At 69.0% G+C, this 9,586-nt stretch carries 14 protein-coding genes; 10 read left to right on the top strand and 4 right to left on the bottom strand.

The features are described 5' to 3' along the window. Window positions 1-679 (top strand): HAD family hydrolase (locus GWG54_RS06655; RefSeq protein WP_245242757.1); only part of this gene is annotated, 679 nt, incomplete at its 5' end. A gap of 97 nt (window positions 680-776) precedes the next feature. Continuing rightward, on the top strand, window positions 777-2,306 hold the full coding sequence (locus GWG54_RS06650; RefSeq protein WP_167937033.1) for an FAD-dependent oxidoreductase: 1,530 nt from the start codon (window positions 777-779) through the stop codon (window positions 2,304-2,306). Between the two features lies 1 nt (window position 2,307). Here GWG54_RS06650 and GWG54_RS06645 read toward each other — a convergent pair whose 3' ends face one another. After that, on the bottom strand, window positions 2,308-3,147 hold the full coding sequence (locus GWG54_RS06645; protein ID WP_167937032.1) for a glycerophosphodiester phosphodiesterase: 840 nt from the start codon (window positions 3,145-3,147) through the stop codon (window positions 2,308-2,310). 461 nt (window positions 3,148-3,608) lie between these two features. Here GWG54_RS06645 and GWG54_RS06640 point away from each other — a divergent pair, with 461 nt between their 5' ends. Beyond that, window positions 3,609-3,866 carry a hypothetical protein gene (locus GWG54_RS06640; RefSeq protein ID WP_167937031.1) on the top strand — a complete coding sequence of 86 codons (258 nt, stop codon included), beginning with the start codon at window positions 3,609-3,611 and terminating at the stop codon, window positions 3,864-3,866. A 67-nt stretch (window positions 3,867-3,933) separates the two neighbouring features. Next, entirely contained in the window at window positions 3,934-4,602 is a 669-nt protein-coding gene (gene npdG / locus GWG54_RS06635; protein ID WP_167937030.1) for an NADPH-dependent F420 reductase, read from the top strand. On the opposite strand, the gene GWG54_RS06630 is transcribed toward npdG, so the two are convergent. After that, a complete protein-coding gene (locus GWG54_RS06630) occupies window positions 4,599-5,084 on the bottom strand; it encodes a response regulator (protein WP_167937040.1) in 486 nt (161 codons plus the stop codon). The two genes, npdG and GWG54_RS06630, sit on opposite strands and share 4 nt — an antisense overlap. A gap of 251 nt (window positions 5,085-5,335) precedes the next feature. Continuing rightward, the gene (locus tag GWG54_RS06625) at window positions 5,336-5,605 is read right to left on the bottom strand and encodes a co-chaperone YbbN (protein WP_008420444.1); all 270 of its coding nucleotides are present in this window, start codon (window positions 5,603-5,605) and stop codon (window positions 5,336-5,338) included. A 227-nt stretch (window positions 5,606-5,832) separates the two neighbouring features. On the opposite strand from GWG54_RS06625, the gene GWG54_RS06620 reads away from it, so the two are divergent. The 5 genes from GWG54_RS06620 (at window position 5,833) to GWG54_RS06600 (ending at window position 8,038) form a co-directional block, all read left to right on the top strand. Continuing rightward, window positions 5,833-5,994: a preprotein translocase subunit Sec61beta gene (locus tag GWG54_RS06620; RefSeq protein ID WP_167937029.1), complete on the top strand. Its 162-nt coding sequence runs from the start codon at window positions 5,833-5,835 to the stop codon at window positions 5,992-5,994. Window positions 5,995-6,071: 77 nt separating this feature from the next. Continuing rightward, window positions 6,072-6,689, top strand: coding sequence for a pyridoxal 5'-phosphate synthase glutaminase subunit PdxT (gene pdxT / locus GWG54_RS06615; RefSeq protein WP_167937028.1), 618 nt, complete (start codon window positions 6,072-6,074; stop codon window positions 6,687-6,689). A gap of 89 nt (window positions 6,690-6,778) precedes the next feature. Beyond that, entirely contained in the window at window positions 6,779-7,246 is a 468-nt protein-coding gene (locus tag GWG54_RS06610) for a bifunctional nuclease family protein (protein ID WP_167937027.1), read from the top strand. Then, complete coding sequence (gene hisE / locus GWG54_RS06605; protein ID WP_167937025.1) at window positions 7,247-7,531, top strand: phosphoribosyl-ATP diphosphatase; 285 nt, start codon at window positions 7,247-7,249, stop codon at window positions 7,529-7,531. Between the two features lie 159 nt (window positions 7,532-7,690). Further along, a complete protein-coding gene (locus GWG54_RS06600) occupies window positions 7,691-8,038 on the top strand; it encodes a four-helix bundle copper-binding protein (protein ID WP_167937024.1) in 348 nt (115 codons plus the stop codon). 33 nt (window positions 8,039-8,071) lie between these two features. Here GWG54_RS06600 and GWG54_RS06595 read toward each other — a convergent pair whose 3' ends face one another. After that, complete coding sequence (locus tag GWG54_RS06595) at window positions 8,072-8,473, bottom strand: DUF5518 domain-containing protein (protein ID WP_167937023.1); 402 nt, start codon at window positions 8,471-8,473, stop codon at window positions 8,072-8,074. A 123-nt stretch (window positions 8,474-8,596) separates the two neighbouring features. Between GWG54_RS06595 and GWG54_RS06590 the strand changes: the two genes are divergently transcribed. Next, entirely contained in the window at window positions 8,597-9,586 is a 990-nt protein-coding gene (locus GWG54_RS06590) for a GTPase (RefSeq protein WP_167937022.1), read from the top strand.

The following is a 9,586-nucleotide window of genomic DNA, read 5'->3' as shown; positions in this document are numbered from 1 at the left end:
CGTGGTGGGGGGGGGGGGGCACCCCGCGCCGCGCACGGCGTCTCCCGCCGCGACCCCGGAGCGGGGGGGCGCCCCGGGGCCCGCCGAGGCCGTCGTCCGCGAGGCGATCGGCGCGCGGGCGACCCAGCGCGTGACCGATCGATGGGACCGCGAGGAACTCCGGGACGTCTTCCAGCAGCTGTACCTGGGCAGCGAGCTCTACCGGGGCCTCGAGGGCGGCGAGCCCGACCTCGAGACGCGGGGGTTCATCCACGACGAGCCCGTCGTCCTCGAGCCCGAAACGCGAGATCGGCTCCTCGCCGAGTACGACGTCGGCGTCCTGACCGGGCGTCCCGCCGCGGAGGCCGAGATCGCCCTCGAGCGGGTCGGCCTCGAGTCGGCGATCCCCCTCGAGCACCGCTTTACGATGGACGACTGGGAGGAAGGGAAGCCCCACCCGCGGGCGCTGACCGTCCTCGCCGAGCGGTTCGACGCCGACTCGATCGTCTTCGTCGGCGACACCCTGGACGACGTGCGGACGGCGAACAACGCGAGCGAGGCCGATCCCGCCCGAACCTACCGCGGGATCGGCGTGCTGACGGGCGGGCTCACCGGCGAGGAGGGCCGTCGGACCTACGAGCGCGAGGACGCCGCGGCCGTCCTCGAGTCGGTCAACGAGCTGCCCGACCTGCTCGAGTAGGCTCGAGCGAGCGAGAACGGAGCGTTCGATACCGCGCGGCCTGCAGCTCCCCCCGTCCGTTTTTTCCCCGCGTCCGGTGTAGCACGGACAGATTCCGATGTCCGACTTCGCAAGCGACGACCTCCCCGGCGAGGCGACCTCCGTCTGGCTCGCGAGCACCCGCGAGGACGACCCCGATCCCGACCCGCTCGAGGGCGATCGGAGCGTCGACGTCGCCGTCGTCGGCGCCGGGATCGCCGGGCTCTCGACGGCGATCGAGCTGCGCGAGCGGGACCTGACCGTCGCCGTCCTCGAGCGGGATCGGGTCGCGACGGGGATCACGGGAAAGACGACGGCGAAACTGACCAGCCAGCACGGGACGATCTACGACCACCTGCGCCGGGAGTTCGGCCCGCGGCAGGCGAGTCGGTACGCCGCCGTTCAGGAGGAGGCGATCGACCGTGTCGAACGCCGGATCGACGAGCTCGGGGTCGACTGCGGGTTCGAGCGCCAGCCCTCCTACCTGTACAGTAACGAGCCCGACGAGATCGAGCGGGAGGTCGACGCCGCCCGCGCGGCGGGGCTCGAGGCCAGCTACGTCACCTCCGTCCCGCCGTTCGAGCGCGCCCGAGCCGCGGTTCGGTTCGACGACCAAGCCTGGTTCCACCCCCGGAAGTACCTGCTCGCGGTCGCCGACGAGCTCCGCGCGGACGACGGTGCCCACCTCCACGAGGAGACCCGCGTGACCGATCTCGAGGACGGAACCCCCTGTTTCGTCCGAACCGAGCGGGGAACCGTCCGGGCGAAACACGTCGTGCTCGCGACGGGGTTCCCGATCCTCGATCGGGCTGGCTACTTCGCCCGGATGCACCCGAAACGGTCCTACGTACTCGGGATCCGCCTCGACGGCGACCCGCCGGAAGGAATGTACTACCGCAGCGGCGACCCCTACCGCTCCGTGCGCACCTACCGCGACGACGGGGAGGAGCTGTTGCTGGTCGGCGGCGAGAACCACAAGACGGGCCAGGGCGGCTCGACCGCCGATCGCTACCGTCGGCTCGAGTCGTGGGCCCGCGAGCGGTTCCCCGTCGCCGAGGTCGCCTACCGGTGGTCGACCCAGGACTACAAGCCGGTCGACAAGGTGCCCTTCGTCGGCCGCGCCGGCGCGGGAACGGAGAACGTCTCCGTCGCCACCGGCTTTCGGGGCTGGGGGATGACCAACGGCACCGCCGCGGGCCGGCTGCTGGCGGCCGACATCGACGGCGAACCGGTGCCCGAACTGGACCTGTACGACCCGCTCCGGCTGACGCCGAAGGCCTCGCTTGGCAAGACCCTCACCGAGAACGCCGACACCGCGAGCGAGTTCGTCACCGACTGGCTCCAAACGCTCGTGACGCCGGATCTCACGGCGCTCGAGCCCGGCGAGGCCAAGGTCGTCCGCAAGGGCGGGAAACCGATCGCCTGCGCGCGCGACGACGACGGCGAACTCCACGCCGTCTCGGCGGTCTGTACCCACATGTACTGCCTCGTCGAGTGGAACGACGCCGAGGAGAGCTGGGACTGCCCCTGCCACGGCTCGCGGTTCGACCCCGACGGCGAGGTCCTCGAGGGGCCGGCGAACGAGAACCTGCCCGCTCGAGAGGGATGAGCTACCTGGCGGGCCCCGTTCCCGTCCCTGCTTCGAGCCTGGGGTAGTCCGCGACGATCCCGTCGACCCCCGCCGCGGCGAGTTCGTCGAACTGGAGCCAGCTATCGACGGTCCAGACGTTGACCGCCCGTCCCTCCTCGTGGGCGGTTTCGACGACGTCGATCTCGGGTTCGGCCGCCGACGGTCCGGCGTAGGGTTCGGTCGCCAGCGACGTTCCGAGGACGGCGTTCCGCGGCGGGTGGATCGCCTCGCAGTCGTACCGGCGGGCGATCTCGAGGCCGGCCTCGAGGTCGTCCCGGACGAGCGGTGCGGCCGCGTAGTCGGAAGCATCACGAAGGGCGGCGAGGGCTCCCTCGCAGAACGAGGAAAAGAGGAGTTCGCCGCCGAAGGCCGCGCAGCCCTCGAGGACGCGCTCGACGAACGGCCGCCACAGCTCTCGCCGGTTCTCCCGGGCGTCCGCCGACAGGGACTCACCGACGCGCAGGTCCGCAGTCCCCGGATTCTTCAGTTCGACGTTGATCCCGACCGTCTCGGGGACGGCCTCGAGCAGCGCCGAAAGCGTCGGGATCGGCTCGTCGGTCCCCAGCACCGACAGCGACTCGAGCGTCTCGAGGGGCGTCTCCCAAACGAACCCCGAGGCGTCGGTGACGGGTCGGCCTTCTCTCGTTCCGTCGAGGCGCTCGTCGTGGAAGACGACCGGGGTTCCGCAGGCGGCGGGCTGGACGTCGATCTCGAGCATCGCGGTTCCCTCGCGCTCGGCCGCGGCGACCGCCGCGGCGATCGTGTTCTCGGGGGCGACGCCGGCGTAGCCGCGGTGGGCGATGACGGCGGGGGTGTGCATACCGACGACCACGGCGGCGAACCCTATCAGTAGTTGGCAGTGCGGTTCGGTCGGTCGCCGTGCAACTTGCGTTCAGTACAGGTGAAGCAGATATCACGGCCAGCATCCGCGAGTAGCGCGGAACGTTCAGTTCCGCGGACCGTTCGCGCGGCTACGCCGCGCGAAGACGAAGCGAGCGGTTCCCCGCCGAAGCGGGCGAAGCCCGTGGAGGCGGCTTTTTAGCGTAGATTTTTGGAGTCGAGTGGGACCGGCGGTCCCACTGACCATGCGAACGGGCGCGAAGCGCCCGTGAGCAGAGAGTGGTGAGCGAGCCCTGCGAGAGAACCCGACGAGAAAAAGGACGTCTGCAAGCGTGAATTGGCGGATCCGCCTCCTCTACACCGATCCACTGCGACGACAACGCACCTAGCGTTCGCCTGCCGGGTTGCCTTTCAATACGCTTCCGAGCGAACCGAGCGCGTATGACAGACACGACGCTCGACGACGTCGAACGGAACCTGGGCCGCGTCGAGGACCTCGAGCAGGAGGAGGCGATCTCGGTGCTCCAGACGGCAAAGCGGGATCTCGAGGCACTGAGCACCGATGCCGACGTCGACGAGGAGCGCCGCCAGGCCCTCGAGGACCGCCTCAGCCAGCGGCTGCGGGAGATCGAGGAGCGCGACGCCTACGACGGCAACGTCGGCGAGGCGATGAACCCCGAGGACCACGACGCGCCCTGACGCCGGAATCCCGGCGAGATCGGCCGACCCCCCACCGTTTTATTCCGCTACCGTCCCGAGGATGCGTATGCGAATCGCACTACTGGGCGGCACGGGCGACATCGGCGAGGGACTCGCGCTTCGGTTCGCGCGGGACACCGATCACGAGATCCTCATCGGCTCTCGAGACCCCGAGAAGGCCCGCGACGCGGTCGCGGAGTACGAGGACGTCCTCGAGGCGATCGGCGCCGAGGCGACCCTGAAGGGCTTCGTCAACGAGATGGCCGCGGATCGGGCCGACGTCGTCGTGCTCTCGGTCCCGCCGTACTACGTCGGCGACACCGTCGAGGCCGTCGCGGACGTCCTCGACGAGGACACCGTGGTGGTCACGCCCGCGGTCGGGATGCAGGGCGACGACGACGGTCTGCACTACCATCCCCCGAGCGCCGGCAGCGTCACCGAACTCGTCGCGAAGCGCGTGCCCGACGGCGTCCCCGTGGTCGGCGCCTTCCACAACCTCGCGGCCGGCGCGCTCACGGATCTCGAGCTCGAGCTGGATCTGGACACGCTCGTGGTCGCCGACGACGAGGACGCCAAGCGAACGGTCCGCTCGCTGGCCGAGGAGATCGAGGGCCTCCGGGCGCTCGACGTCGGTCCGCTGGCGAACGCGGCCGAAGTCGAGAGCGTCACGCCGCTCGTCATCAACCTTGCCCGGTACAACGACGACCTCCACGACGTCGGCGTCCGGTTCCACTAGCGAGCGGGCTCCGACTCGGAGCCGGGGTCAACCTCGGCCTCGAGTTCGGCTCCCGGCAGCTCCTCGAGCGAGCGCAGCGTCTGGAGGAACCCGTCGGCGTCGACGGGTTTCGTGAGCGCGTCGTCGATGGGAAGCTCGTCGAGGCCGAGCACCCGATCGCGGTCCCGGGCCGGGTGCCCGGTGAGCACGATCAAGGGGATCCGCTCGAGGGCGGGCGTGCCATCGACCTCGGTCGCGACCTCGTCGCCGTTCATCCGCGGGAGTTTGAAATCGAGCAACACGAGATCGGGGCGCGGGGCGTCGGCGAACTCCCCGCGCTGGTAGAGAAAGTCGAGCGCCTCGGTCCCGTCGGTGACGACGTGAAGCGCGTGTTCGATCGGCGTCATCCGTAACGCCTCCTTCGTCAACCGCACGTCGCCGGGGTTGTCCTCGACGAGGAGGATCTCGAGCGACGCTGGAAGTCCGCCGACACCATCCGACATGCACATAGCTGGGAACGCCTCCCCCATGCAGCCGGTGCCTGTTATTTCAGGCATTGAAGTCCCCGTCGACGTTCGGACCCGCGGTCGCGCAGGCGAACGGCCCGTCCACGGCGACCCCGGGCGACAGCCGGATCCGCCGCTCCGGTGTAGTCCGCCAACTCGAGGTTCGGGGGCGCGACGAGAGCGCGTCGCGGAGACGCCTCTCTCGACGGGTAGACGACGAAAAGAACGGTTCGCGGTCGGGGGGTCGCCTACGCGCCGGCGTCCTCGAGGGCGCCCTCGAGGTCCTCGCGCTGGGTGACGCCGACGAACCGTTCGACCACGCCGTCGTCGTTCTCGATGATCAGGGTCGGCAGGGACCGCACCTGGTACTCGTTGGCGACGTCCTGTTGCTCGTCGACGTTTACCTTCTCGACCTCGAAACGGCCCTCCCAGTCGTCCTCGAGTTCCTCGAGGATCGGGTCCTGGGTCTTGCAAGGGCCACACCAGTCTGCGTAAAAGTCCTTGAGCGTGACGGACATGTGATCAGGGGTACTTGCCGCGCGCCGCGCATAAGGGTTTCCCACCCGGGGGTGTTTCCCGCTTTTGCGGATCCGGCCGCGAGGCGAGTGGGGGGATCGCGCGAATCGAACCGAATCGGCCCCGCCTCGAGGGGTCGTTCGACCGAGGGCCGGCGGACACCGACGGCGGCATCGGCGAGTCGTTCACCGTCGAAAGCTTTAGTTCAGCCCGTCACGATGGTGTACGTATGGATAAAGGGCAGAACTCCGGCGGGCTGATGTCCAGCGCCGGACTCGTCCGGTACTTCGACACAGAGGACTCGAACGCGATCCGCATCGATCCGAAGACGGTCATCGCGACCGGGGTCATGCTCGGCGTGATCGTCCAACTGCTGACCTTCGTCTCATAGATCCGTCCAACGGGAGCCTCCGTCCGCTCGGCTCCGCGACGTGGCGCTTTTGTCGGTTCGCTCACTACCCGACAGCCATGTCACTGACAGCCGGCGTCGTCGCCGTCCAGGGTAACGTCGACGCACACGCAACCGCGATCGAGCGCGCGGCCCGGAACCACGGCCGCGAGGTCACCGTCCGCGAGGTCCGCGAGTCGGGAATCGTCCCCGACTGCGACCTGCTGGCGATGCCCGGCGGGGAGTCGACGACGATCTCGCAGCTGATCCGCGAGGAGGGGATCGACGCGGAGATCCGCGACCACGTCACGGCCGGGAAACCCCTGCTGGCGACCTGCGCCGGGCTGATCGTCGCCTCGAGGGACCCGAACGACGATCGGGTCGACGCGCTCGGGCTGGTGGACGCGACCGTCGAGCGCAACGCCTTCGGCCGCCAGCGGGACAGCTTCGAGGCGCCCCTGGAGGTGGACGGCCTCGAGGAGCCGTTCCCCGCGGTGTTCATCCGCGCGCCCGCCGTCGACGACGTTGGCGGGGTCGATGTCCTCGCCCGCTGGGACGGACGCCCGGTCGCGGTGCGCGACGGTCCCGTGGTCGCCACGGCCTTCCACCCCGAGTTGACCCCCGACAGCCGTCTCCACGGGCTCGCCTTCTTCGAAAACGCCGCGTCGATCGGTCCCGAACTCGAGAGCTCCGCGTAGTCCGTCCGCGGTAGGGCGGCGGATCGACCCCGTTCGTGCAAGCATGTGCGACCGAACACGTTTTTCCGCTGCCACACGTCGGTCCGTCTATGGACGCAGCTATCGACGCCGTCCGCGTCGCGGGAACGCCGCAGGGGCCGGTGCCCGTCGTCGTCCTCGAGGTCGAGGACGAGGACGACGTCGTGCCGATCTTCATCGGGTTCAACGAGGCGGTAAGCATCGACCGCGGGCTCGAGGCCGAAGACATCGGTCGACCGCTGACCCACGACCTGCTGCTCGACGTGATGGAGGAGCTGGGCAGCCGGATCGAGCGCGTCGTCGTCAGCGAGATCGAGACGGGAGCCGACGGTCGGGGGGGAACCTACATCGCCGATCTCCACCTCCGAACCCCCCGCGGCGAGACGGTGATCGACGCGCGTCCGAGCGATTCGCTCGCACTCGCGGCCCGGACCAACGTCCCGATCGAGATCTCCGAGGACGTCTTCGAGGACGGCCGAGACGACAGGGAGAAGTTCGAGCACCTCGAATCGATCCGTGACGTCTCCGGTGAGTTCTGAATGGACGACACGCTCGAATCCCTGTTCGCCGTCATCGAGGATCGCAAGGAAACGCTGCCCGAGGACTCCTACACCGCGTCGCTGTTCACCCACAAGAAGGGGGAGAACGCGGTGCTCGAGAAACTCGGCGAGGAGAGCACCGAGCTCGTGCTCGCGGCCAAAGACGACGACCGCGAGGAGATCGCCGCCGAGTCCGCCGACATCGTCTACCACCTGCTCGTGTTGCTGTCGATGAAGGGGATGGACCTCGAGGACCTCGAGGCCGAACTCGAATCTCGGCGCTGATACGGTCTACTGTACCGATTTCCTGCACAACCGCGGGGCGGCTCGCGGTCGCACCGTCGCTGACGGAGGGCAGTCCGAGACCGCGACGGCGCCGGAACGCCCGCGGCCTGCAAGCGCTCGGGTCAGTTTGATTGCTCCGATGGCCGTCGTTCCGTCCGCATGGCAGTCCAACAGATCGAACACGCCAACGAGCACATGCAGGAGTGCATCGACAACTGCCTCGAGGCCGCGCAGGTCTGTGAGTGGTGCGCCGACGCCTGCGCCGACGAGGGCGAGGGGATGGCTCGCTGCATCCGCCTCTGTCGGGACGTGGCCGATATCGCGTCGCTGCACGCGCGGTTCATGGCCCGGAACTCGGGGTACCACCAGGAGCTTGGCGAGCTCTGTGCGGACCTCTGCGAGGAGTGCGCCGAGGAGTGCGAACAGCACGACCACGACCACTGCCAGGCCTGCGCGGAGATCCTCCCCGAGTGCGCCGAGAGCTGTCGCGAGATGGCGTCGGCCTGATCGAGATCCCTTTTTTCGATCGGCGAGGCAGCGCTAGTACCGCCGTCCGGCGGGTTCGGAGGACCCGGAGTTGAGGAGGCCGCCGACGGCGCCGGCGACCGCGCTCTCGAGGGCCATCACGAGCGAGATCGCCAGCGCGACCAGGAAGATCCCAGCGCCGGCGAGCCCGCCGAGGGCGCCGCCGACCGGACCCCCGGCGAAGCCGGCGACGCCGACGACGAGCGCGAGGAGCGCGCCCCCGACGATGCCGCCGAGGGCGCCGGCGAGCAACCCGTGCCAGAAGCCGCTCCCGAGGCCGCCACCCGCGAGGTAGCCGGCGACGAACCCCCCGATCAGCCCCGCCGCCAGCTGGCCGACGCCTGGCAGGGTCAGGCCGACGATTCCGAGAACGGTGATGACGAGAAAGCCGACGATCACGGAGCGCCAGTCTGTCATACCCGAACGTACGCTCGCGCGGCCATAACCCTCGGCGTGGCGACTGCCGGCCGCGATCCGACGCCGTCGACCCGACGCGGGATAACGAACGACCTTTTACGATCGCGGGTTCTACCTGAACGCATGATTTTCGAAGACCTTCCGACCACGCCTACGTCGGAAGAGCTGATCGACAAGGCGTTCTCGCGGGCGGCGCGGGCCGGCAAGGCCAAGGGCGGCCTCGAGGCCCAGCAGTCGATGCTCCAGACGGCGGCGAACATCATCTCGGACAACCTCGAGAACGTCGTCACGGCCTGGCCCGACTTCGCCTACGAGGACGACGTCGACCCGTTCTACTACGAGATCGCGGACGCGATCGTCGACGTGGATCGCCTGCGCCAGAGTCTCTCGGAGACGATGTGGGCCAGCCGCAAGGCCCGCGAGATCCACCAGGAGTACCAGCCGAAGCTGCGCAAGACCGACATCGACACCGCTCGCAAGCACCGCAAGCAGGCGTTCGCCCGGCTCGCGGACATCGTCGAGCAGATCGACGACGAGCTGCTGTACATCAACGAGTCCCGAAACGACCTGCGGGACCTGCCCGAGATCAACCCCGACGAGCCGACGATCGTCGTCGCGGGCTACCCCAACGTCGGGAAGTCGTCGTTCGTCAACGACGTCACGAACGCCCGCGGCGAGACCGCCTCCTACCCGTTCACGACGAAGGGGATCGGGCTGGGTCACTTCGAGCGAGACCACATCCGCTATCAGATCGTCGACACGCCCGGGCTGCTCGACCGCAAGCCCGACGAGCGCAACGAGATCGAGTCCCAGGCCGTCAGCGCGATCGAACACCTCGCCGACTGCATGCTCGTCGTCCTCGATCCCAGCGGGGAGTGTGGCTACCCCCTCGAGTCCCAGCTCGAGTTGCGGGACGCCATCGCCGCGCAGTTCGAGGACGTCCCCGTGTTCACGATCGCGAACAAGGTCGACCGGGCCGAGGGCTGGCCCGACGACCTCGAGGGCGAGTACGATCGCGCGATGAGCGTCGAAACCGGCGAGAACGTCGACCGAGTGCTCGAGGCGGCCGTCGAGGCGATCGACTACGAGCCCGAGCTTCCCTTCGAGGAGTGA

Origin of the sequence: Natronococcus sp. JC468, from assembly GCF_012163165.1 — an archaeon.
GTDB classification, from domain to species: Archaea; Halobacteriota; Halobacteria; order Halobacteriales; family Natrialbaceae; genus Natronococcus; species Natronococcus jeotgali.
This window is presented reverse-complemented; position numbering and strand designations above follow the sequence as displayed.

What these genes read in the sequence shown, in the direction of transcription:
- GWG54_RS06650 (WP_167937033.1), top strand. Translation starts at nt 777, where the DNA reads ATGTCCGACTTCGCAAGCGACGACCTCCCCGGCGAGGCGACCTCCGTC.
- GWG54_RS06645 (WP_167937032.1), bottom strand. Translation starts at nt 3,147, where the DNA reads ATGCACACCCCCGCCGTCATCGCCCACCGCGGCTACGCCGGCGTCGCC.
- GWG54_RS06640 (WP_167937031.1), top strand. Translation starts at nt 3,609, where the DNA reads ATGACAGACACGACGCTCGACGACGTCGAACGGAACCTGGGCCGCGTC.
- npdG (WP_167937030.1), top strand. Translation starts at nt 3,934, where the DNA reads ATGCGAATCGCACTACTGGGCGGCACGGGCGACATCGGCGAGGGACTC.
- GWG54_RS06630 (WP_167937040.1), bottom strand. Translation starts at nt 5,084, where the DNA reads ATGTCGGATGGTGTCGGCGGACTTCCAGCGTCGCTCGAGATCCTCCTC.
- GWG54_RS06625 (WP_008420444.1), bottom strand. Translation starts at nt 5,605, where the DNA reads ATGTCCGTCACGCTCAAGGACTTTTACGCAGACTGGTGTGGCCCTTGC.
- GWG54_RS06620 (WP_167937029.1), top strand. Translation starts at nt 5,833, where the DNA reads ATGGATAAAGGGCAGAACTCCGGCGGGCTGATGTCCAGCGCCGGACTC.
- pdxT (WP_167937028.1), top strand. Translation starts at nt 6,072, where the DNA reads ATGTCACTGACAGCCGGCGTCGTCGCCGTCCAGGGTAACGTCGACGCA.
- GWG54_RS06610 (WP_167937027.1), top strand. Translation starts at nt 6,779, where the DNA reads ATGGACGCAGCTATCGACGCCGTCCGCGTCGCGGGAACGCCGCAGGGG.
- hisE (WP_167937025.1), top strand. Translation starts at nt 7,247, where the DNA reads ATGGACGACACGCTCGAATCCCTGTTCGCCGTCATCGAGGATCGCAAG.
- GWG54_RS06600 (WP_167937024.1), top strand. Translation starts at nt 7,691, where the DNA reads ATGGCAGTCCAACAGATCGAACACGCCAACGAGCACATGCAGGAGTGC.
- GWG54_RS06595 (WP_167937023.1), bottom strand. Translation starts at nt 8,473, where the DNA reads ATGACAGACTGGCGCTCCGTGATCGTCGGCTTTCTCGTCATCACCGTT.
- GWG54_RS06590 (WP_167937022.1), top strand. Translation starts at nt 8,597, where the DNA reads ATGATTTTCGAAGACCTTCCGACCACGCCTACGTCGGAAGAGCTGATC.